General features: G+C 50.1%; 21 protein-coding genes and 1 pseudogene. 7 read left to right on the top strand and 15 right to left on the bottom strand.

Annotated elements, in window-relative coordinates; translation table 11 throughout:
• Positions 1-41 precede the first annotated feature (41 nt).
• The 5 genes from asnB to nagB all read right to left on the bottom strand — a co-directional run bounded on the left by asnB (position 42) and on the right by nagB (position 6,140).
• Positions 42-1,706, bottom strand: coding sequence for an asparagine synthase B (asnB, locus tag ACU8XX_RS17230; RefSeq protein ID WP_000337081.1), 1,665 nt, complete (start codon positions 1,704-1,706; stop codon positions 42-44).
• Positions 1,707-2,102: 396 nt separating this feature from the next.
• On the bottom strand, positions 2,103-2,855 hold the full coding sequence (gene nagD, locus ACU8XX_RS17225) for a ribonucleotide monophosphatase NagD (protein WP_000153129.1): 753 nt from the start codon (positions 2,853-2,855) through the stop codon (positions 2,103-2,105).
• 47 nt (positions 2,856-2,902) lie between these two features.
• Positions 2,903-4,123 (bottom strand): DNA-binding transcriptional regulator NagC, encoded by a 1,221-nt coding sequence (nagC, locus tag ACU8XX_RS17220; protein WP_000187594.1) that lies wholly within the window; start codon positions 4,121-4,123, stop codon positions 2,903-2,905.
• Positions 4,124-4,131: 8 nt separating this feature from the next.
• Positions 4,132-5,280 (bottom strand): N-acetylglucosamine-6-phosphate deacetylase, encoded by a 1,149-nt coding sequence (gene nagA, locus ACU8XX_RS17215; RefSeq protein ID WP_000271170.1) that lies wholly within the window; start codon positions 5,278-5,280, stop codon positions 4,132-4,134.
• Between the two features lie 59 nt (positions 5,281-5,339).
• Positions 5,340-6,140, bottom strand: coding sequence for a glucosamine-6-phosphate deaminase (gene nagB, locus ACU8XX_RS17210; RefSeq protein WP_001237072.1), 801 nt, complete (start codon positions 6,138-6,140; stop codon positions 5,340-5,342).
• Between the two features lie 332 nt (positions 6,141-6,472).
• Between nagB and nagE the strand changes: the two genes are divergently transcribed.
• On the top strand, positions 6,473-8,419 hold the full coding sequence (gene nagE, locus ACU8XX_RS17205) for a PTS N-acetyl glucosamine transporter subunit IIABC (protein ID WP_001023104.1): 1,947 nt from the start codon (positions 6,473-6,475) through the stop codon (positions 8,417-8,419).
• Here the strand turns inward: nagE and ACU8XX_RS17200 are convergent.
• Complete coding sequence (locus ACU8XX_RS17200; protein ID WP_001297734.1) at positions 8,389-8,511, bottom strand: hypothetical protein; 123 nt, start codon at positions 8,509-8,511, stop codon at positions 8,389-8,391. The two genes, nagE and ACU8XX_RS17200, sit on opposite strands and share 31 nt — an antisense overlap.
• 110 nt (positions 8,512-8,621) lie before the next feature.
• Between ACU8XX_RS17200 and glnS the strand changes: the two genes are divergently transcribed.
• The 3 genes from glnS (at position 8,622) to chiQ (ending at position 12,645) form a co-directional block, all read left to right on the top strand.
• Positions 8,622-10,286: a glutamine--tRNA ligase gene (gene glnS / locus ACU8XX_RS17195; protein ID WP_001287154.1), complete on the top strand. Its 1,665-nt coding sequence runs from the start codon at positions 8,622-8,624 to the stop codon at positions 10,284-10,286.
• A 576-nt stretch (positions 10,287-10,862) separates the two neighbouring features.
• On the top strand, positions 10,863-12,269 hold the full coding sequence (chiP, locus tag ACU8XX_RS17190; RefSeq protein ID WP_001258839.1) for a chitoporin ChiP: 1,407 nt from the start codon (positions 10,863-10,865) through the stop codon (positions 12,267-12,269).
• A gap of 49 nt (positions 12,270-12,318) precedes the next feature.
• Positions 12,319-12,645, top strand: coding sequence for a ChiQ/YbfN family lipoprotein (gene chiQ, locus ACU8XX_RS17185; RefSeq protein WP_000733592.1), 327 nt, complete (start codon positions 12,319-12,321; stop codon positions 12,643-12,645).
• 83 nt (positions 12,646-12,728) lie between these two features.
• Here the strand turns inward: chiQ and fur are convergent, their stop codons facing one another.
• The 5 genes from fur to ybfF form a co-directional block, all read right to left on the bottom strand.
• The gene (fur, locus tag ACU8XX_RS17180) at positions 12,729-13,175 is read right to left on the bottom strand and encodes a ferric iron uptake transcriptional regulator (protein ID WP_000131702.1); all 447 of its coding nucleotides are present in this window, start codon (positions 13,173-13,175) and stop codon (positions 12,729-12,731) included.
• Positions 13,168-13,254 carry a fur leader peptide gene (uof, locus tag ACU8XX_RS17175; protein ID WP_001406816.1) on the bottom strand — a complete coding sequence of 29 codons (87 nt, stop codon included), beginning with the start codon at positions 13,252-13,254 and terminating at the stop codon, positions 13,168-13,170. The genes fur and uof overlap by 8 nt, the downstream gene beginning before the upstream one ends.
• 209 nt (positions 13,255-13,463) lie before the next feature.
• The gene (fldA, locus tag ACU8XX_RS17170) at positions 13,464-13,994 is read right to left on the bottom strand and encodes a flavodoxin FldA (protein ID WP_240765225.1); all 531 of its coding nucleotides are present in this window, start codon (positions 13,992-13,994) and stop codon (positions 13,464-13,466) included.
• A gap of 139 nt (positions 13,995-14,133) precedes the next feature.
• Positions 14,134-14,427 carry a LexA regulated protein gene (gene ybfE, locus ACU8XX_RS17165; RefSeq protein WP_001300829.1) on the bottom strand — a complete coding sequence of 98 codons (294 nt, stop codon included), beginning with the start codon at positions 14,425-14,427 and terminating at the stop codon, positions 14,134-14,136.
• A gap of 139 nt (positions 14,428-14,566) precedes the next feature.
• Positions 14,567-15,331 carry an esterase gene (ybfF, locus tag ACU8XX_RS17160; protein ID WP_000773301.1) on the bottom strand — a complete coding sequence of 255 codons (765 nt, stop codon included), beginning with the start codon at positions 15,329-15,331 and terminating at the stop codon, positions 14,567-14,569.
• 184 nt (positions 15,332-15,515) lie between these two features.
• Between ybfF and seqA the strand changes: the two genes are divergently transcribed.
• The 3 genes from seqA (at position 15,516) to ACU8XX_RS17145 (ending at position 18,435) form a co-directional block, all read left to right on the top strand.
• Positions 15,516-16,061 carry a replication initiation negative regulator SeqA gene (gene seqA / locus ACU8XX_RS17155; RefSeq protein ID WP_000848387.1) on the top strand — a complete coding sequence of 182 codons (546 nt, stop codon included), beginning with the start codon at positions 15,516-15,518 and terminating at the stop codon, positions 16,059-16,061.
• 25 nt (positions 16,062-16,086) lie between these two features.
• Entirely contained in the window at positions 16,087-17,727 is a 1,641-nt protein-coding gene (pgm, locus tag ACU8XX_RS17150; protein WP_001297249.1) for a phosphoglucomutase (alpha-D-glucose-1,6-bisphosphate-dependent), read from the top strand.
• 213 nt (positions 17,728-17,940) lie between these two features.
• Positions 17,941-18,435: a hypothetical protein gene (locus ACU8XX_RS17145; protein ID WP_000856355.1), complete on the top strand. Its 495-nt coding sequence runs from the start codon at positions 17,941-17,943 to the stop codon at positions 18,433-18,435.
• A 40-nt stretch (positions 18,436-18,475) separates the two neighbouring features.
• Here ACU8XX_RS17145 and ACU8XX_RS17140 read toward each other — a convergent pair whose 3' ends face one another.
• From ACU8XX_RS17140 to speF, 4 genes and pseudogenes are all read right to left on the bottom strand, one after another.
• Positions 18,476-19,126, bottom strand: a complete 651-nt coding sequence (locus ACU8XX_RS17140; protein ID WP_001208814.1) for a DUF2625 domain-containing protein — start codon at positions 19,124-19,126, stop codon at positions 18,476-18,478.
• Between the two features lie 123 nt (positions 19,127-19,249).
• Positions 19,250-19,384, bottom strand: a pseudogene (locus ACU8XX_RS17135) (winged helix-turn-helix domain-containing protein); the annotation flags it as partial.
• Positions 19,385-19,474: 90 nt separating this feature from the next.
• Positions 19,475-20,794 (bottom strand): putrescine-ornithine antiporter, encoded by a 1,320-nt coding sequence (potE, locus tag ACU8XX_RS17130; RefSeq protein WP_032173885.1) that lies wholly within the window; start codon positions 20,792-20,794, stop codon positions 19,475-19,477.
• On the bottom strand, positions 20,791-22,989 hold the full coding sequence (gene speF / locus ACU8XX_RS17125) for an ornithine decarboxylase SpeF (RefSeq protein WP_240765223.1): 2,199 nt from the start codon (positions 22,987-22,989) through the stop codon (positions 20,791-20,793). Before speF ends, potE begins: the two co-directional genes overlap by 4 nt.
• Positions 22,990-23,230: the final 241 nt, after the last annotated feature.

Genomic DNA, 23,230 nt, shown 5'->3' with positions numbered 1-23,230 from the left:
CTGAAACAGCCCCGGATTTCACCGGGGCTGTTTCGCATTTCTTACTTATATGCCGACTGGTGAACACCAACCGCACGACCAGATGGATCGTCCATTTTCTTGAACGCTTCATCCCATTCGATCGCTTTAGCGGAAGAACACGCGACGGAAGGACCGCCAGGCACGCACTCAGCGGCGCTCGGAAGCGGGAACAGTTCTTCAAAGATCTCCCGGTACAGATACGCTTCTTTTGAGGTTGGCGTGTTGTACGGGAAGCGGAAGCGGGCAGTTTCCAGTTGCTGATCAGAAACCTGCTGCGCCGCCACTTCTTTCAGGGTGTCGATCCAACTGTAACCGACGCCATCGGAGAACTGCTCTTTCTGCCGCCAGGCCACGCTTGCGGGCAGGTATGACTCAAAACATTCACGCAGGATGTGTTTTTCCATTTTGCCGTTACCGCACATTTTATCCTGCGGGTTAATGCGCATCGCCACATCAAGGAATTTTTTGTCGAGGAACGGAACGCGTGCTTCCACGCCCCAGGCTGACATCGCTTTGTTGGCGCGCGCGCAGTCATACATATGCAGGGCCAGCAGTTTACGCACCGTCTCTTCATGCAGTTCTTTAGCGTTGGGCGCTTTATGGAAGTAAAGATAACCGCCAAACACTTCATCAGAACCTTCACCGGACAGCACCATTTTAATGCCCATCGCCTTGATCTTACGCGACATTAAATACATCGGTGTTGAAGCGCGAATTGTGGTCACATCATAAGTTTCGATGTGGTAAATCACGTCGCGGATGGCATCCAGACCTTCCTGTACAGTGAAGTGAATTTCGTGATGCACCGTGCCCAGATGGTTTGCCACTTCCTGGGCTGCTTTAAGATCCGGTGAACCCGGCAGACCTACAGCAAAGGAGTGTAACTGCGGCCACCAGGCTTCAGAGCGTTCCTGATCTTCCACGCGACGGGCTGCGTATTTCTTGGTGATAGCGGAAATAATTGAGGAATCCAGACCACCAGAAAGCAGCACACCGTAAGGCACATCAGACATCAGATGGCTTTTAACGGAATCTTCAAGTGCCTGACGCAGCTCGTTTTTGTCGGTTACGTTATCTTTCACCGCATCGTAGTCGAACCAGTCGCGATGATAATAAGAACGGATTTCGCCGTCCTGGCTCCACAAATAGCTCCCCGCCGGGAACTCTTTAATCGTGCGGCAAACTGGCACCAGGGCTTTCATTTCTGAGGCCACATACAGCTGACCGTGTTCGTCATAGCCCATATACAGTGGGATGATCCCCAGATGGTCGCGACCAATCAGGTAGGCATCTTTTTCGCTGTCGTACAAGGCAAAGGCAAACATGCCCTGCAAGTCGTCGAGAAATTCCGGCCCTTTTTCCTGATACAGCGCGAGGATCACTTCACAGTCAGATCCGGTCTGGAACTGATAACGATCGCCATATTCGGCGCGCAGTGCCTGGTGGTTGTAGATTTCACCGTTTACCGCCAGCACATGAGTTTTTTGTTGGTTGTAGAGAGGTTGCGCCCCCGCGTTAACGTCAACAATTGACAGACGTTCGTGGGCGAGAATGGCGTTATCGCTGGCATAAATACCGGACCAGTCCGGGCCACGATGACGCATCAGGCGTGACAGCTCGAGGGCTTTCTTACGCAGCTCAACTGCGTCTGTTTTGATATCGAATACGCCAAAAATTGAACACATAACCTTCTCCGTTAACCTGGTATTTGTTGCTTGTTGTGTTTGCTTGTTTAAAAAAATGCCGCAAAGCAGCACTGTGCGCAAGCGATTTGGCGGTGAAAAAATAAAAAACGTAATGGTGATTGTCGATTGGTGAAAAAAGGTCTGGTGTGAGGATATATTTATTGCTGAATCGATAATTTTTAGCGGGTTTTATTGAATGTTTATATTTTACGGGGGCCAAATTGCTGACAAAGTGCGATTTGTTCATGCCGGATGCGGCGTGAACGCCTTATCCGGCCTACAAAAGCATGAAAATTCAATATATTGCAGGAGCTGCGTAGGCCTGATAAGCGTAGCGCATCAGGCAGTTTGGCGTTTGTCATCAGAGCCAACCACGTCCTGAGACGTGGTTGCTATTCAGATAACGTCGATTTCAGCGACTGACGGGTAAATCCAGCTGGGGCGGAAAGGCATACTGTCGATATCGTCGAGCGACGAAACACCAGAAAGCACCAGAATCGTCTCCAGACCTGCCTGGAAGCCGGCCAGAATATCGGTGCGCAGGTTATCGCCGACAATCACCGTTTCTTCCGAATGCGCCTGCATTTTGTTTAATGCTGCGCGGATGATCCACGGGCTGGGCTTACCAACATAGAACGGTTTGCGCCCGGAGATTTTCTCAATCCCTGCACACAACGCGCCACAAGCGGGATAAAAACCGCGCCCGTGGGTGTCCGGATTGGTGGCGATAAAACGTGCACCGTTAGCGACGAAATAGGCTGCTTTATGCATCATGTCCCAGTTGTAGGAACGCGTTTCGCCAACAATCACGAAATCAGGGTTCACATCGGTAATAGTGAAACCGGCTTTGTACAGTTCATGAATCAGTGCGCCTTCGCCCACCACATACGCTTTCTTGCCTTCCTGGCGACGCAGGAAATCGGCAGTCGCCATCGCAGAGGTATAAAACACGCTGTCAGGTACATCGACACCTGCGGTGGCAAAGCGGTTCGCCAGATCTTGCCCAGTCTGCGAAGGATAGTTGGTCAGCAACACCAGCGGCAGGCCTTTATCCATAATCCCGTGCAAAAATTCCGCTGCACCCGGTACGGCGACGTTATCGTGCATCAGCACGCCGTCGATATCGCAAATTACATTTTTAATGGTCATGGACTACCCAGAATATTGACAACAATAAGCGCCACTATAAAAGCACATTAATTTTCCAGCAAATGCTGGAGCAAAATACCGTTGAGCATGGCGCGTTTTACCAGCGCAAAAGCGCCGATTGCCGAGCGGTGATCCAGCTCAGAACGTACCACCGGCAGATTAGTGCGAAACGCCTTCAGCGCCTGGGTATTAATGCAGCTTTCAATAGCAGGGAGCAGCACTTTATCGGCTTCGGTGATTTCACCGGCAATAACAATTTTTTGCGGATTAAATAAGTTGATAGCAATGGCGATGGTTTTACCCAGATGACGACCGACATACTCAATTACTTCCGACGCCAGACTATCGCCTTTGTTCGCGGCTTTGCAGATAGTTTTGATGGTGCAGTCGTCCAGCGGCACGCGGCTCTGGTAGCCCTGCTTTAACAGATTCAACACCCGTTGTTCAATGGCAGCGTTGGCGGCGATAGTTTCCAGGCAGCCAAAGTTGCCGCAGTGGCAGCGTTCACCCAGCGGTTCGACCTGAATATGGCCAATTTCACCGACGTTACCGTTGCGGCCAATAAAAATGCGCCCGTTAGAGATAATCCCGGCCCCGGTTCCGCGATGGACACGCACCAGAATGGAGTCTTCGCAATCCTGACTTGCACCGAAGTAGTGCTCCGCCAGCGCCAGACTACGGATATCGTGACCAACGAAACAGGTCACTTTAAAACGTTCTTCCAGAGCTTCTACCAGCCCCCAGTTTTCTACCTGAATATGCGGCATGTAATGAATTTTGCCGCTGTCCGGGTCAACAAGCCCTGGCAGGATCACCGAAATCGCGATCAGCTCGCGCAGTTTGCGCTGGTAGCTATCAATAAACTGAGCAATGGCATTCAACAGGGCATGTTCCAGCGTTTGCTGGGTACGTTCCGGCAGCGGGTAATGTTCTTCTGCCAGCACTTTGCTGCTGAGATCAAACAGGGTGATGGTGGCGTCGTGACGACCAAGCCGTACGCCGATTGCGTGGAAATTGCGGGTTTCGGTGACGATGGAGATAGCGCGGCGGCCCCCGGTGGAGGCCTGCTGATCAACTTCTTTGATCAGCCCGCGTTCGATAAGCTGACGCGTAATTTTGGTTACGCTGGCGGGGGCAAGCTGGCTTTGCTCGGCAATCTGAATCCGCGAGATTGGCCCGTACTGGTCAATCAGGCGATAAACCGCCGCGCTGTTAAGCTGTTTTACGAGATCAACATTACCTATCTGAGCTTGTCCGCCTGGTGTCATACTTTCTCTTATTGAGTTACGACCTCGTTACCGTTAACGATGGTCTTGGTGATTTTAAAATCAGGCGTGAATGCGGTCAGGTTGGCTACTTTACCTGCGGCGAGTGTGCCGAGACGTTTCTCAACGCCAATCGCACGCGCCGGATAGAGCGTCGCCATACGCAGCACTTCATCCAGTGCGATACCGCAATGTTCGACCAGATTACGCACGCCTTCAATCATGGTTAAGGATGAACCGCTTAACGTACCGTTCTCATCCACACAAAGTCCGTTACGGTAGTATATTGTTTTACCCGCAAAAATGAACTGTTCAATGTTGGCACCTGCTGGCGCGGTGGCGTCGGTAACCAGACACAGTTTGTCGCCTTTAAGGCGTTTAGCGTTACGAATGTTGGCGTAATCAACATGCAGGCCATCAGCGATAATACCGCAATAAATGTCAGCTTCGTCGAGGATCGCGCCCGCCAGGCCCGGTTCACGACCGGTAATATACGGCATCGCGTTGTACAGATGGGTGGCAAAGGTAATCCCCGCGCGGAAACCGGCTTTCGCTTCTTTCAACGTCGCGTTGGAGTGACCGGCAGAAACCACAATCCCGGCATTTGCCAGTTTGCTGATGACTTCCGCAGGAACCATTTCCGGTGCCAGGGTCACTTTGGTAATGACGTCGGCGTTCTTACACAGGAAATCGACCAGCGCGGCATCAGGCTTACGCACAAAATTCGGATTATGGGTGCCTTTTTTTACCAGATTCAGCCACGGACCTTCCAGATGCAGACCTAACGCCTGATTCGGATGTCTTGCCAGGTACTCGCGCATAACGCGCACGCCCTGTTTCATCAGCTCATCGCTGGTGGTGATAAGCGTCGGCAGATAGTTAGTACAGCCTGATTTCTCATTGGCTTTCTGCATGATTTCCAGCGTTTCCACGCTGACCGCTTCAGCGGTGTCGTTAAACTGTACGCCGCCGCAGCCGTTTAACTGCACATCGATAAAACCGGGGGAGAGAATGGCCCCGTTCAGTGAACGTTGTTCGATCTCTGGCGGCAGTTCCGCTACCGGACAGACGCTTTTAATCAGGCCATCAGCGATAACAACCGCGTGGTCATCAAGAAATTCGTGGCCGGTAAAGATCCGGCCCTGGGTTAATGCATACATTCTGACCCCCGATTTTAAAAAATATTGCCCTGAGCAAGGAGCCAGGGCAGGGATAACAATTACAGACCTTTGATATTTTCTGCTTCTAATTCATTGAAATATCTTAAAGTCTTAACTTTCAGCTCCATGGTGGAAGGTTCATCGCACACCATGATCGCTTTTGGATGCAGTTGCAGACAGCTGATGGTCCACATGTGGTTCACGCAACCTTCAACTGCAGCCTGCAGTGCCAGTGCTTTCTGGCTACCCAGCACCAGAATCATCACTTCTTCGGCATCCAGCAATGTACCAACACCGACAGTCAGGGCATATTTTGGCACCTGATTGACATCGTTATCAAAGAAACGAGAGTTCGCGACGCGAGTGTCATGAGTCAAGGTTTTGATACGAGTACGAGAAGCCAGAGAAGACGCCGGTTCGTTAAATGCAATATGACCGTCGTTACCTACACCGCCCATAAACAGATGAATTTTTCCGTAAGAACGGATTTTTTCTTCATACTGGCGGCATTCGGCGTCGATATCCGGGGCGTTGCCGTTGAGAAGGTTGATGTTTTCTGCTGGAATATCAACGTGATCGAAGAAATTACGGTGCATAAAGCTGTAGTAGCTTTCCGGATGCTCTTTCGGCAGACCGACATATTCGTCCATGTTGAAGGTGACAACGTGCTTAAAGCTGACCTGGCCTGCTTTATGCATTTCGACTAACGCTTTATAGGTGGTCATCGGCGTGCCGCCAGTCGGCAGGCCCAGTACAAACGGACGATCGGCAGTCGGTTTGAACGCATTGATACGATTGACGATATGGCGAGCAGCCCATTTGCCGACCTGTTCAGCGGTAGTCAGGGGGATCAGTCTCATTATTCACCTCAATAAGTAAAATGTAAGCCGTTGGCGGATTAGGCATCTTTAAGCGTAACCTGGATTTGCGCAGACAGGCGTCAATCCGATCTGATTTTTTGAATGATAAAATAAGTTTTCTGGTTTAGCCAGTAAAAGGGAGTGATGATAACGATATTTGGTGACAAAACTCACAAAAGACACGCGTTTAATTTGCGATACGAATTAAATTTTCACACACTCTGTAGCAGATGATCTAACAATCTGATTACAGAACATCGGCAGTACAATTTGCAGCAAAATAAAAATACGGCTTTAAACGAGCCAAATAGGGTTCTCGTAGGGGGAATAAGATGAATATTTTAGGTTTTTTCCAGCGACTCGGTAGGGCGTTACAGCTCCCTATTGCGGTGCTGCCGGTGGCGGCACTGTTGCTGCGATTCGGTCAGCCAGATTTACTTAACGTTGCGTTTATTGCCCAGGCGGGCGGTGCGATTTTTGATAACCTCGCATTAATCTTCGCCATCGGTGTGGCATCCAGCTGGTCGAAAGACAGCGCAGGTGCGGCGGCGCTGGCGGGTGCGGTAGGTTACTTTGTGTTAACCAAAGCGATGGTGACCATCAACCCAGAAATTAACATGGGTGTACTGGCGGGTATCATTACCGGTCTGGTTGGTGGCGCAGCCTATAACCGTTGGTCCGATATTAAACTGCCGGACTTCCTGAGTTTCTTCGGCGGCAAACGCTTTGTGCCGATTGCCACCGGCTTCTTCTGCCTGGTGCTGGCGGCCATTTTTGGTTACGTCTGGCCGCCGGTACAGCACGCTATCCATGCAGGAGGCGAGTGGATCGTTTCTGCGGGCGCGCTGGGTTCCGGTATCTTTGGTTTCATCAACCGTCTGCTGATCCCAACCGGTCTGCATCAGGTGCTGAACACCATCGCCTGGTTCCAGATTGGTGAATTCACCAACGCGGCGGGTACGGTTTTCCACGGTGATATCAACCGCTTCTATGCCGGTGACGGCACCGCGGGGATGTTCATGTCCGGCTTCTTCCCGATTATGATGTTCGGTCTGCCGGGTGCGGCGCTGGCGATGTACTTCGCAGCACCGAAAGAGCGTCGTCCGATGGTTGGCGGGATGCTGCTTTCTGTTGCTGTTACTGCGTTCCTGACCGGTGTGACTGAGCCGCTGGAATTCCTGTTCATGTTCCTTGCACCGCTGCTGTACCTCCTGCACGCACTGCTGACCGGTATCAGCCTGTTTGTGGCAACACTGCTGGGTATCCATGCTGGCTTCTCTTTCTCTGCGGGGGCTATCGACTACGCGTTGATGTATAACCTGCCGGCCGCCAGCCAGAACGTCTGGATGCTGCTGGTGATGGGTGTTGTCTTCTTCGCTATCTACTTCGTGGTGTTCAGTTTGGTTATCCGCATGTTCAACCTGAAAACGCCGGGTCGTGAAGATAAAGAAGACGAGATCGTTACTGAAGAAGCCAACAGCAACACTGAAGAAGGCCTCAATCAACTGGCGACCAACTATATTGCTGCGGTTGGCGGCACTGACAACCTGAAAGCAATTGACGCCTGTATCACCCGTCTGCGCCTTACAGTGGCTGACTCTGCCCGCGTTAACGATACGATGTGTAAACGTCTGGGTGCTTCTGGTGTAGTAAAACTGAACAAACAGACTATTCAGGTGATTGTTGGCGCGAAAGCAGAATCCATCGGCGATGCGATGAAGAAAGTTGTTGCCCGCGGTCCGGTAGCAGCTGCGTCAGCTGAAGCAACTCCGGCAACTGCCGCGCCTGTAGCAAAACCGCAGGCTGTACCAAACGCGGTATCTATCGCGGAGCTGGTATCGCCGATTACCGGTGATGTCGTGGCACTGGATCAGGTTCCTGACGAAGCATTCGCCAGCAAAGCGGTGGGTGACGGTGTGGCGGTGAAACCGACAGATAAAATCGTCGTATCACCAGCCGCAGGGACAATCGTGAAAATCTTCAACACCAACCACGCGTTCTGCCTGGAAACCGAAAAAGGCGCGGAGATCGTCGTCCATATGGGTATCGACACCGTAGCGCTGGAAGGTAAAGGCTTTAAACGTCTGGTGGAAGAGGGTGCGCAGGTAAGCGCAGGGCAACCGATTCTGGAAATGGATCTGGATTACCTGAACGCTAACGCCCGCTCGATGATTAGCCCGGTGGTTTGCAGCAATATCGACGATTTCAGTGGCTTGATCATTAAAGCTCAGGGCCATGTTGTGGCGGGTCAAACACCGCTGTATGAAATCAAAAAGTAATCTGCTTTATGCCTGATGCGACGCTTGAGCGTCGCATCCAACAATGACAAGCGGTGGAGATCTTCTCTGCCGCTTTTTTTTTCATCAATCATCCCCATAATCCTTGTTAGATTATCAATTTTAAAAAACTAACAGTTGTCAGCCTGTCCCGCTTATAAGATCATACGCCGTTATACGTTGTTTACGCTTTGAGGAATCCACGATGAGTGAGGCAGAAGCCCGCCCGACTAACTTTATCCGTCAGATCATCGATGAAGATCTGGCCAGTGGTAAGCACACCACAGTACACACCCGTTTCCCGCCGGAGCCGAATGGCTATCTGCATATTGGCCATGCGAAATCTATCTGCCTGAACTTCGGGATCGCCCAGGACTATAAAGGCCAGTGCAACCTGCGTTTCGACGACACTAACCCGGTAAAAGAAGATATCGAGTATGTTGAGTCGATCAAAAACGACGTAGAGTGGTTAGGTTTTCACTGGTCTGGTAACGTCCGTTACTCCTCCGATTATTTTGATCAGCTCCACGCCTATGCGATCGAACTGATCAATAAAGGCCTGGCGTACGTTGATGAACTGACGCCGGAACAGATCCGCGAATACCGCGGCACCCTGACGCAACCGGGTAAAAACAGCCCGTACCGCGACCGCAGCGTTGAAGAGAACCTGGCGCTGTTCGAAAAAATGCGTGCCGGTGGTTTTGAAGAAGGTAAAGCCTGCCTGCGTGCGAAAATCGACATGGCTTCACCGTTTATCGTGATGCGCGATCCGGTGCTGTACCGTATTAAATTTGCTGAACACCACCAGACTGGCAACAAGTGGTGCATCTACCCGATGTACGACTTCACCCACTGCATCAGCGATGCCCTGGAAGGTATTACGCACTCTCTGTGTACGCTTGAGTTCCAGGACAACCGTCGTCTGTACGACTGGGTACTGGACAACATCACGATTCCTGTTCACCCGCGCCAGTATGAGTTCTCGCGCCTGAATCTGGAATACACCGTGATGTCCAAGCGTAAGTTGAACCTGCTGGTGACCGACAAGCACGTTGAAGGCTGGGATGACCCGCGTATGCCGACCATTTCCGGTCTGCGTCGTCGTGGTTACACTGCGGCTTCTATTCGTGAGTTCTGCAAACGCATCGGCGTGACCAAGCAGGACAACACCATTGAGATGGCGTCGCTGGAATCCTGCATCCGTGAAGATCTCAACGAAAATGCGCCGCGCGCAATGGCGGTTATCGATCCGGTGAAACTGGTTATCGAAAACTATCAGGGCGAAGGCGAAATGGTTACCATGCCGAACCATCCGAACAAACCGGAAATGGGCAGCCGTCAGGTGCCGTTTAGCGGTGAGATTTGGATTGATCGCGCCGATTTCCGCGAAGAAGCTAACAAGCAGTACAAACGTCTGGTGCTGGGTAAAGAAGTGCGTCTGCGTAATGCTTATGTGATTAAGGCAGAACGCGTCGAGAAAGATGCCGAAGGTAATATCACCACCATCTTCTGTACTTATGACGCCGATACCTTAAGCAAAGATCCGGCAGATGGTCGTAAAGTCAAAGGTGTTATTCACTGGGTGAGCGCGGCACATGCGCTGCCGGTTGAAATCCGTTTGTATGACCGTCTGTTCAGCGTGCCTAACCCAGGTGCTGCGGATGATTTCCTGTCGGTGATTAACCCGGAATCGCTGGTGATCAAACAGGGCTTTGCTGAACCGTCGCTGAAAGATGCGGTTGCGGGTAAAGCATTCCAGTTTGAGCGTGAAGGTTACTTCTGCCTCGATAGCCGCCATTCTACGGCGGAAAAACCGGTATTTAACCGCACCGTTGGGCTGCGTGATACCTGGGCGAAAGTAGGCGAGTAATTTTAAGTTTCGCTATGCCGGATGGGGCGTTTACGTCGCATCCGGCAAGGAACAGACAAACAGTTTCAAACGCTAAATTGCCTGATGCGCTACGCTTATCAGGCCTACATGATCTCTGCAATATATTGAGTTTGCGTGCTTTTGTAGGCCGGATAAGGCGTTCACGCCGCATCCGGCAAGAAACAACAAACAATCCAAAACGCCGCGTTCAGCGGCGTTTTTTCTACTTTTCTTCGCGAATTAATTCCGCTTCGCAATTTATCCATAAAATAAATTTAAAATAACAAAACATAATTAAATAAAATGTAACCGCTTTCATCTTGCTGGAATTTCACGCTTTTATTCTTCTGCAAGCCTTTCAACCGCAAACTTAAGCCTTGTAACAAAAATCATCAAAATATGTGCGGTTGCTCATGTTCTTACATTCTGGTTACAGAAAGAGATTGATAATTCGCGTCGCGAAAAATAGTCTGTTCCTGTAGTCAGCGAGACTTTTCTCAACGCTACTTTTTTAATTTTTATTTTTTCGCTGTTCACCTTTGGTGCAGCAATTTATACGTCAAAGAGGATTAACCCATGCGTACGTTTAGTGGCAAACGTAGTACGCTGGCGCTGGCTATCGCCGGTGTTACAGCAATGTCGGGCTTTATGGCAATGCCGGAGGCTCGCGCCGAAGGATTCATCGACGATTCAACCTTAACCGGCGGTATATATTACTGGCAGCGTGAACGCGACCGTAAAGATGTTACCGACGGCGACAAATACAAAACCAACCTTTCTCACTCCACCTGGAATGCCAACCTCGATTTTCAGTCTGGTTATGCTGCTGATATGTTCGGCCTTGATATTGCCGCGTTTACGGCGATTGAAATGGCGGAAAACGGCGACAGCTCTCACCCGAACGAAATCGCGTTTTCAAAAAGTAATAAAGCCTATGACGAAGACTGGTCCGGCGACAAAAGCGGTATAAGCCTGTATAAAGCAGCGGCCAAATTTAAATACGGTCCGGTTTGGGCGAGGGCAGGTTATATTCAGCCAACCGGTCAGACGCTGTTAGCGCCTCACTGGAGCTTTATGCCGGGTACTTATCAGGGTGCGGAAGCCGGAGCGAATTTTGATTACGGCGATGCCGGTGCGTTGAGTTTCTCCTACATGTGGACCAACGAATACAAAGCGCCGTGGCATCTGGAAATGGATGAGTTTTATCAGAACGATAAAACCACCAAAGTTGATTATCTGCACTCCCTTGGGGCGAAATACGACTTCAAAAATAACTTCGTACTGGAAGCGGCTTTTGGTCAGGCGGAAGGGTATATCGATCAATATTTTGCCAAAGCCAGCTACAAATTTGATATCGCCGGTAGCCCGTTAACCACCAGCTACCAGTTCTACGGTACCCGCGATAAAGTTGACGATCGCAGCGTCAACGACCTTTATGACGGCACCGCCTGGCTGCAGGCGTTGACCTTTGGTTACCGGGCGGCTGACGTAGTGGATTTGCGCCTCGAAGGCACCTGGGTTAAGGCTGACGGTCAGCAGGGATACTTCCTGCAACGTATGACTCCAACCTACGCTTCCTCAAACGGTCGCCTGGATATCTGGTGGGACAACCGTTCTGACTTCAACGCCAACGGCGAAAAAGCAGTCTTCTTCGGTGCGATGTATGACCTGAAAAACTGGAATCTTCCAGGCTTCGCCATCGGCGCTTCCTACGTTTACGCATGGGATGCTAAACCTGCGACCTGGCAGAGCAATCCGGATGCGTACTACGACAAAAACCGGACTATTGAAGAGTCTGCATACAGCCTGGATGCGGTCTATACCATTCAGGACGGTCGCGCCAAAGGCACGATGTTCAAACTGCACTTCACCGAATACGACAACCACTCCGACATCCCAAGCTGGGGCGGTGGTTACGGCAACATCTTCCAGGATGAGCGTGACGTAAAATTTATGGTAATCGCACCATTCACCATCTTCTGATGCCCGACGCGGCAGGTTTTGTGCCTGCCGCACGTTTGAGGAATTTGCTATGAAAAAACTGATTCTCATCGCCATGATGGCATCGGGGCTGGTAGCTTGTGCGCAATCAACCGCACCACAGGAAGACAGCCGTCTGAAAGAGGCATACAGCGCCTGTATCAACACCGCGCAAGGTTCGCCGGAAAAAATTGAAGCCTGCCAGAGCGTGTTAAACGTGCTGAAGAAAGAGAAACAACATCAGCAGTTTGCCGACCAGGAAAGTGTCCGCGTACTGGATTATCAGCAGTGTCTGCGTGCAACGCAAACCGGAAATGATCAGGCGGTGAAAGCCGATTGTGATAAGGTCTGGCAGGAAATTCGCAGTAATAACAAATAAGTGAGAGCTGTAACTCTCGCTTTTCTTATTTCCCTTGCATAAAAAAGCCAACCCGCAGGTTGGCTTTTCTCGTTCAGGCTGGCTTATTTGCCTTCGTGCGCGTGCTCATCTTCGCGGCAATCGCCTTCGGCACAGTGACCGTAAAGATAGAGACTGTGGTTAGTCAGGCGAATGCCATGTTTTGCGGCAATTTCACGCTGACGCGCTTCGATGGAATCATCACTAAATTCGATAACCTTGCCGCAGTCGAGGCAGATCAGGTGATCGTGGTGATGTTGCTGTGTCAGTTCAAATACGGATTTACCGCCTTCAAAATTGTGGCGGGTGACGATACCAGCGTCGTCAAACTGGTTCAGTACGCGATATACCGTAGCCAGACCAATTTCTTCACCCATATCGATCAGACGTTTGTATAAATCTTCCGCACTGACGTGATGGTTGTCCGGCTCCTGAAGAACTTCCAGGATTTTTAAACGAGGAAGCGTTACTTTCAGGCCAGCTTTCTTTAGGGCGGTATTGTTATCAGTCATGCGGAATCTGTCCTGTTACTAAGCGGTTCACTTCATTAGAAGAAGTGACAGAATTTGCTCTTGAGATAATGCGTATCATTATAGAATTGCCACGCCTAAATGAAAACCACAAGTCCCTGGCAAATATTGTTAATAAAAACGTGGCATAGCTTACATTTACAACGGCAAGGCCACTTGAACACCGGGACATTGTACAGGTACAACAGCAAAAGTTACAAATTTGTAGCAATTATTTTGATTGGCATTATCTATTAATACGGCGTAGACATGAGTCTACGCCGCATCACATCAGGCATTGAGAATTTCGTCGAGATGCAACTCTTCAGAAATCTGTTTAACCCATTTTTCTACACGTTCAGCGGTCAGTTCCGGCTGACGGTCTTCGTCGATAGCCAGACCGACAAAGTGGTCGTCATCTGCCAGACCTTTTGATGCTTCGAAATGATAGCCCGCAGTTGGCCAGTGACCAACGATGGTTGCACCGCGCGGTTGAATGATGTCGCGGATGGTGCCCAATGCGTCGCAGAAATATTCGGCGTAATCTTCCTGGTCACCACAACCAAACAGCGCAACCAGTTTGCCATTGAAATCAATCTCTTCGAGAGTCGGGAAGAAGTCATCCCAGTCACACTGCGCTTCGCCGTAATACCAGGTTGGGATGCCCAGCAGCAGAATGTCATAAGCTTCCAGATCTTCTTTGCTGCTTTTTGCAATGTCATGGACATCGGCAACGTCTTTACCAAGCTGTTTTTGAATCATTTTTGCGATATTTTCGGTATTACCGGTGTCGCTGCCGAAAAAGATGCCAGTGATAGCCATGAGTGAAATAACCTCTTGAAACTTATTGAAATGGGGGTGGAAAATTGCCCACGGATAAAGGCAATCATAGCAGAACAGGCAGTCTTGCGGAATCAGCAAACGAGCAGGACTGCACACTGTGCTACATGAAAGTGGAAATTTAAACGATGCCCTGACTACGCAGCGCCGCCAGTTGCTGCATTAACATCTCTTCGATCAGTTCGCTACGGCTCATATTGCGCGATTCCGCCAGCTCGTTCAGCGCCTCGACAGCTTCCGCGTTCAGCTTCAGTTCGACACGCTTAAGGCCACGTACTTTGTCGCGTTTTAGTTGGTTGCGTTTATTAATACGCAGCTGTTCATCGCGCGAAAGCGGATTAGTTTTCGGTCGTCCCGGTCGACGCTCGTGCGCGAACAGATCTAATGTCGTACGGTCCGTTTGTTCTTTGGCCATGATCTTGGTGACTTCGGGGGAAACAATCAGCCAGGCCTCTGCCCGGATGGATAGCGCGCCATAATACATCAGCGCGATGAGTCACGCCAACGCCCACGCGCGGAAAGCGACGCGGACGCTGGGTTTTTAATCAGTTGCGTTAATCATTGAGATAGCGACGGATAGCGCGTAATACCGCATCTGGTTTTTCAGCATGGACCCAGTGACCCGCGCCTGCAATGACATGCGCCCGTGCCTGTGGAAATTGTGCCAGTAAATCATCACGGTACTGCTCGCTAACATACGGAGAATTACCACCAGGGATAAACAGGGCAGGGTGATCCCATGCCGGGATTTTCTCCCAACCCACAATATGCGGATACTGATCCCACAATACCGGCACGTTAAAGCGCCACTCCCCGTCAACAAAAGATTTCAACAGAAACTGAATCACCCCTTCTTCATTAAGATGCTGGCGCATTATTGCTGCTGCTTGCTGGCGAGTTTGTGCGTCCGATTCACTGACCGCGTTGATAGCTGCGAAAATCTCATCATGACGGCGTACGTGATAGTCGACCGGTGCGATATCGATCGCCACCAGTTTATCGATGCGATCGGGGGCCAGTGCAGTAAGTGCCATTACCGCTTTACCGCCCATGGAGTGACCGATAAATGTTGCTTTGTCGATCTGCAGTGCATCCAGGGTATCAACAAGATCCTGCGCCATCGCCGGGTAATTCATTACCGGCTCTCTCGGTGAAAGACCGTGGTTACGCATATCAACCTGGATGATATTGTGATCGTTTACCAGATCGCGAGCCAGTACGCCAAGGTTGTCGAGGCTACCAAACAGACCATGGACAAGAACGATGGGAGAATTATTGTGCTGGTTTTGTGCAGTTTGCGCGCGGATATTCAATTTCATGGCAAAGTTCTTTTTTTCGCGTTGTCGGGTTAGGGTATTATGTTGACCATTGTGCCACAGGGCTGCAACAAATAAGGTTTATTCCGAGTTTTTCTGCAAGCCAGGCTTGACGCTATCCGCTGCCGGGATTTATTCATATACTCCTGGCGACTTGTATTCAGCTAAGACACTGCACTGGATTAAGATGAAAACGATTGAAGTTGATGATGAACTCTACAGCTATATTGCCAGCCACACTAAGCATATCGGCGAGAGCGCATCCGACATTTTACGGCGTATGTTGAAATTTTCCGCCGCATCACAGCCTGCTGCTCCGGTGACGAAAGAGGTTCGCGTTGCGTCACCTGCTATCGTCGAAGCGAAGCCGGTCAAAACGATTAAAGACAAGGTTCGCGCAATGCGTGAACTTCTGCTTTCGGACGAATACGCAGAGCAAAAGCGAGCGGTCAATCGCTTTATGCTGCTGTTGTCTACACTATATTCTCTTGACGCCCAGGCGTTTGCCGAAGCAACGGAATCGTTGCACGGTCGTACACGCGTTTACTTTGCGGCAGATGAACAAACGCTGCTGAAAAATGGTAATCAGACCAAGCCGAAACATGTGCCAGGCACGCCGTATTGGGTGATCACCAACACCAACACCGGCCGTAAATGCAGCATGATCGAACACATCATGCAGTCGATGCAATTCCCGGCGGAATTGATTGAGAAGGTTTGCGGAACTATCTAAAACGTTGCAGACAAAGGACAAAGCAATGGCAATCCACAATCGTGCAGGCCAACCTGCACAACAGAGTGATTTGATTAACGTCGCCCAACTGACGGCGCAATATTATGTACTGAAACCAGAAGCAGGGAATGCGGAGCACGCGGTGAAATTCGGTACTTCCGGTCACCGTGGCAGTGCAGCGCGCCACAGCTTTAACGAGCCGCACATTCTGGCGATCGCTCAGGCAATTGCTGAAGAACGTGCGAAAAACGGTATCACTGGCCCTTGCTATGTGGGTAAAGATACTCACGCCCTGTCCGAACCTGCATTTATTTCCGTTCTGGAAGTGCTGGCAGCGAACGGCGTAGATGTTATTGTGCAGGAAAACAATGGCTTCACCCCGACGCCTGCCGTTTCCAATGCCATCCTGGTTCACAATAAAAAAGGTGGCCCGCTGGCAGACGGTATCGTTATTACACCGTCCCATAACCCGCCGGAAGATGGTGGTATCAAGTACAATCCGCCAAATGGTGGCCCGGCTGATACCAACGTCACTAAAGTGGTGGAAGATCGTGCCAACGCACTGCTGGCCGATGGCCTGAAAGGCGTGAAGCGTATCTCCCTCGACGAAGCGATGGCATCCGGTCATGTGAAAGAGCAGGATCTGGTGCAGCCGTTCGTGGAAGGGCTGGCCGATATCGTTGATATGGCGGCGATTCAGAAAGCGGGCCTGACGCTTGGCGTTGATCCGCTGGGCGGTTCCGGTATCGAATACTGGAAGCGCATTGGCGAGTATTACAACCTCAACCTGACTATCGTTAACGATCAGGTCGATCAAACCTTCCGCTTTATGCACCTTGATAAAGACGGCGCGATCCGTATGGACTGCTCCTCCGAGTGTGCGATGGCGGGCCTGCTGGCACTGCGTGATAAGTTCGATCTGGCGTTTGCTAACGACCCGGATTATGACCGTCACGGTATCGTCACTCCGGCAGGTTTGATGAATCCGAACCACTACCTGGCGGTGGCGATCAATTACCTGTTCCAGCATCGTCCGCAGTGGGGCAAAGATGTTGCCGTTGGTAAAACGCTGGTTTCTTCTGCGATGATCGACCGTGTGGTCAATGACTTGGGTCGTAAGCTGGTAGAAGTCCCGGTAGGTTTCAAATGGTTTGTTGATGGTCTGTTCGACGGCAGCTTCGGCTTTGGCGGCGAAGAGAGCGCAGGGGCTTCCTTCCTGCGTTTCGACGGCACGCCGTGGTCCACCGACAAAGACGGCATCATCATGTGTCTGCTGGCGGCGGAAATCACCGCTGTCACCGGTAAGAACCCGCAGGAACACTACAACGAACTGGCAAAACGCTTTGGTGCGCCGAGCTACAACCGTTTGCAGGCAGCTGCGACTTCCGCACAAAAAGCGGCGCTGTCTAAGCTGTCTCCGGAAATGGTGAGCGCCAGCACCCTGGCAGGTGACCCGATCACCGCGCGCCTGACTGCTGCTCCGGGCAACGGTGCTTCTATTGGCGGTCTGAAAGTGATGACTGACAACGGCTGGTTCGCCGCGCGTCCGTCAGGCACGGAAGACGCATATAAGATCTACTGCGAAAGCTTCCTCGGTGAAGAACATCGCAAGCAGATTGAGAAAGAAGCGGTTGAGATTGTTAGCGAAGTTCTGAAAAACGCGTAAACACATTTAATAAAAAAAGGGCGGTCGCAAGATCGCCCTTTTTTACGTATGACAAACACAGAATTGCCTGATGCGCTACGCTTATCAGGCCTACGAGGATGGTGCAATATATTGAATTTAAGCGATTTTGTAGGCCGGATAAGGCGTTCACGCCGCATCCGGCAAAAACAACGAACACTTTGTCAACAAACTGAGTAGCTCAAGGAAATCCCAATGAAGACCAACAGGAGTCTGGTCGTCATAGTGTCACTAATTACCGCCACATTACTGCTGACTGCATGCGCCCAACCTGAACAATCATCATTAGCTGGCGACTGGTTACTGACCCCTAAAGATAAAACCAGAGGATTAACGGGTAGCATTGCGGTAAATATTGCACCTTCCCGGTGTAAGACAAATTGCCGTGGTGATAACTTACCTGATAATACCCGCCGCTGGCAGTTGTCAGGCGGGAACGAAAAAGAACTTACTTATCTTCATAATATGTCAGCACAAGAAAAGGTCGGTTTAAATCCCGGTTGGCAATGCTACACCTCATTTTTTATGCGGGTTTGCCAGGGCAAGCCCGGCACTCGACCGATAGTCAATGAGGATTATGTCAGCGAAAGCGGATTTTTTGGCTCGATGATGCATGTCGGGATTATTGAGTTACGACGCTGCCAGTCAGAAAATTGCCAGCAAGAATTGAAAGCGATAAATACACATTAAAATAGTGAGTCCGGGAATGAAACCCGGACCTGAACATGTCTTATTGCGTGAATGTTTCTTTCATTTGATACTGCATTTCCCAGAGTTCAGTAAGCGAAATAACTTTTCTTGTTCTTGCTTCTTCACTTTGTACCCATAAGAAAGGGTAGAACGTGAAGGCTTCCGTTGCCGATAATTTTATTACGTCTTCTCGCCATTGCTGCCATCGTACATTTTCATAGAAGGTATCTAAATCACCGGATAATGCCCACTGAAGAAACTCAGAATATCCAACTTCCAGACTTTCCCAATTCAGCGTATCTGGCGCAAAATAATAAACGCAGCCAGTATCTTCCCCAAGATCGCCACCATTAAGAGCAAAAATTCCCCCTGCGACATCGTCAGCGATGGGTAAAGCCCGCACGCCTGCGAATTCAGGGCGTTGTGTCCAACTTACTGGATCTCGTGGCAACCGGGGGTGACCAGATCCTGCTATGCGTAACCAACCATTATCAATCAGCAGACCTCCGGAGCCATAGACAAGCGCACCCATCGGTGATTTTGTTGTCACCTGTAATTGATAAAGTGCGGTTTCGGCTAAATCTTTATTAACCGGTAAGAGTTCGGTATGGTTTGTGGCGTCTTTTAACCAGTTCTGGATTATTGGCCAGGCTGAATCTTCAGTATTTACTAACTGATTCATTTCACGCATCGCTACTTGCTCCTTGTGTGCTACGGTGTCATTTATGATGAGGAATTGTATGGAACATTTTTTAAATATTAAGTTCCTTATATTTGAATAAAAAATGACTTTATCCATACATTGCCACTTTTTTCAAAGCATAAACCGATACCCAATACCGGTTTCAGTAATAAAATGGCGAGGCCGGGCCGGATCCTGTTCCAGTTTTTGTCGCAGATGCCCCATATAATTACGCAAATAGTTGCTGTGTTCGATCGCGTTTAGACCCTACATCTGCCGGATGCGGCATAAATAACGAACTATTTGCCAACAAACAGAAAGGGCGATCATTCAATCGCCCTTTTTTACTTTGTTTTATTAACCGTGTTTATTTTTCAGTTCAAAGTGTGGTGATACCAGACCATACAGTGTCCAACCAAGGAAGGTCACGATGGAACCGTACAGCATGGCTTCTTCCCCGGATGAGTACAGCGCATAAAAGCTATACATCGCGCCAACAAAAGCAACAAAGTTTGCAACTTTCGCTTTTGAGGGGGGCACATTAGCGACCTTCTGAATAATGACTAATGCCGCCATTGACAGAATATACGGAATGATATTGGTCACCACGGCCAGGTTAACCAGCACGTTGAACTGACTGTTTAGCGACGGGCTAATGGTCATCAGTGCCAATCCACTCTGAATAATCACAATGGTCAACATTCCCTGCACCGGTGCATCCACTTTGGTTACACGGGAGAAAATTTTAGGGAAGTAGCCTTCATCAGATGAAGATTTAAACACCTGGGCAATGGTGAACTGCCAGCCAAGTAGCGAACCGCAGCAGGACATCACCATCAGCGCCATAATGACTTTACCCACTTCCGGCGTGAACATCTGCGCGAAGGCCAGACCAAATGGTGCCGTTGAATTTGCCAGCTCCATATTTGGCACAATCCCGGCAATCACGTTGGTGGAGACGATATAAATCACCGCCGCACCTAACGTACCGCCGAGTACCGCGATTGGCACATTACGTTCCGGGTTTTCCACTACATCAGTATTCGCACACGCAGACTCCAGACCAAGAAAAGCCCACAGCGTCATAGCGATGGAAGAACCTACCGCACTGAAGAACGGTGCATGATGCGGATTCCAGGAATCAACGTACAGCGTCGGGCTAAACCAGAACCAGCCAATAATGCACAGACCGACGACCGGAATAATGACCCCCCACACGGTAATGCTACTGATTTGCCCGGTAATGCGCGCACCACCAAAGTTAGCCACGGTACAAATCCACAGCACCCCGATGGTCGCAAGACCAATCTGCACTGGCGACAAACTCGCGCCGAGCAGTTCGGTGCCGTAACCAACCGCCGAAATAGCAATCGCGACGTTAGCAATCAGCAGTGAGACGCCGTAGGTATAGTTCGCCATAAAGTTACCGGATTTACCGAAAGCATACTCGGCATAACCGCCCATACCGCCTGATTTACGGCTGAACATACCGCATTTTGCGAATGCCCATGCCAGTGCCATTGAGCCTACGGCTGTCACCAGCCAGGAGATAATTGAGATTGTCCCGACTTCGGCAAGCTTTGTCGGCAGCATGATGATACCGGAGCCCATCATGTTGACCATCGTCAGTATGGTTAACTGAACGACGCCCATTTTGTTCGATTTAGCCTGACTCATAATTTTTCCCCTTTCAACAGGGTGCTTTGCGCATCACGAGGCTTGATGACATAGCACCAAACTTGCTTACGACCATCATGTTCTTCGATATAGACACCCTGCAGCTCCGGTGCAAAACCTGGCAGCAGGTTGATCCCTTCTTCCAGAGCGCTGAAGTAACGCAGAACAGCACCACCCCAGATTTCACCCGGAACAACACACAGCACACCCGGAGGATAAGGAAGCGCACCTTCGGCAGCGATACGGCCTTCTGCATCCGGCAGACGAACCAGTTCCACTTCACCGCGTAAATAGGCGTAGTTGGCTTCTTGCGGATTCATGCTGACGCGTGGGAAGTGCTCCTTACGGAACATCTCTTTTTGCAGTTGTTTCACGTTGTGGCGGGCATACAAATCATGCATTTCCTGACACAACTGACGCAGGGTATAACCGGCGTAGCGCTCTTCATGCTGTTTGTAGATGGAAGGTAGCACTTCTGCTAATGGCGCGTCGGACTCAAGCAGTTTTTCGAAGCGTACCAGCAGGGCAACAAGTTGCTGAAGTTTGGCCATATCTTCTGCCGGAGTCAGCAGGAAGAGGATGGAGTTAAGATCGCATTTTTCCGGCACTACGCCATTTTCGCGCAGGAAGTTAGCAAGAATCGTCGCGGGTACACCGAACGCTTCATATTCGCCGTTACGTGCATCAATACCTTGGGTTGTCAGCAACAGTTTGCATGGATCGACAAAGTATTGATTCTCTGCATAGCCTTCAAAAGAATGCCAGTGTTCCCCTGGTACAAACTGGAAGAAGCGCAGATCAACCGCAATTTGCGCTGTTTCATACGACTGCCAGGGTTTACCATCCACCAGTTCAGGTACGAACGGACGAATATGCTGACAGTTATCGAGGATCAGTTTGCGGGCATTAATGCCATTTACCACACAATCCATCCACATATTACGACCGCTGACACCTTCATGCATTTTGGCGTTGATATCCAGTGCGGCAAACAGCGGATAGAACGGGCTGGTGGAGGCGTGCATCATAAAGGCGTTGTTCATGCGTTTGTGCGGTACATAACGCTGTTGCCCTTTGATGTGGCTGTCTTTTTTATGAATTTGTGAAGTCTGAGAAAAACCAGCCTGTTGTTTATGCACAGATTGCGTAACCAGAATACCCGGATCGTTCTCATTAAGATCCAGCAACAGCGGCGAACAGTCCGCCATCATCGGAATAAACTGTTCATAGCCGACCCATGCTGAGTCAAACAGGATGTAGTCACACAGATGACCAATTTTATCCACCACTTGGCGGGCGTTATAAATCGTACCGTCGTAGGTGCCTAACTGAATCACAGCGAGGCGGAAAGGACGAGCCTCTTTTGCCCGCTGCGGTGCGACTTCCGCGATCAGCTCACGCAGGTAACTTTCTTCAAAACAGTGCGCATCAATGCCACCGATAAAGCCATACGGGTTACGTGCCGTTTCCAGATAAACCGGTGTTGCACCAGCCTGTAGCAACGCTCCGTGGTGGTTAGATTTGTGGTTATTGCGATCAAACAGCACCAGATCACCCGGTGTTAGCAGGGCGTTTAAAACCACTTTGTTAGAAGATGAAGTGCCATTTAAAACGAAGTAGGTTTTATCGGCATTAAACACTTTTGCCGCATGTTGCTGTGCAATGCATGGCGCGCCTTCGTGAATCAGCAGATCGCCCATCGCTACGTCGGCGTTGCACAAGTCGGCACGGAACAGCGCCTCACCAAAGTATTCCACAAACTGATTCCCCGCCGGATGGCGACGGAAAAATTCGCCGCCCTGATGACCAGGGCAATCAAACGCGCTGTTACCTTGATTGACATAATCGACCAGTGCGCGGAAGAAAGGTGGGCGCAGTTGAGTTTCATAATGGCTGGCAGCGGTTTCTAACTGGCGACCATAAAATTCTCGTCGCGATTCGCAATTCTCAAAGACACCCGAAATACGGGGCAAATACTCTGCGGGTACACGTTCTTGATTTTCAGTAGCAATAAATACCGGGATGCCATAACCCGTGGCATCGATTTCATCGAGTTTTCCGCATGTAACATCGTTGAGCGATAAAACTATTGCCGCCACATCGATATTACGACTTTCATTAATGTAGATACATTCTCGCTGCGTGGTAAAACAGTCCGGGCAAGAATCACTAACCGCAATTTTTAATTTTGACATTTTTCATCTCTTTATTTTAGGTAATAGCAGGTCCTCAATTTCTCGAATGAGAAATCGATCGTGCCGGAAAAAAGCAAAGTTACCCCGCTGATAAATAAATCAGGTAGATTGCTTTTTTCAGAATGCAGAAACCCTTACCAGTCAGGTGGCTGATAATACAAGGGTTAACAGAGAATGAGCACTGCGGAATACAGGCATATGCCTGTAATACAGAGAGTCAGGAAGACCTGTACGCTGAAGT

This window comes from Escherichia sp. MAL-1 (assembly GCF_052948035.1).
This window is presented reverse-complemented; position numbering and strand designations above follow the sequence as displayed.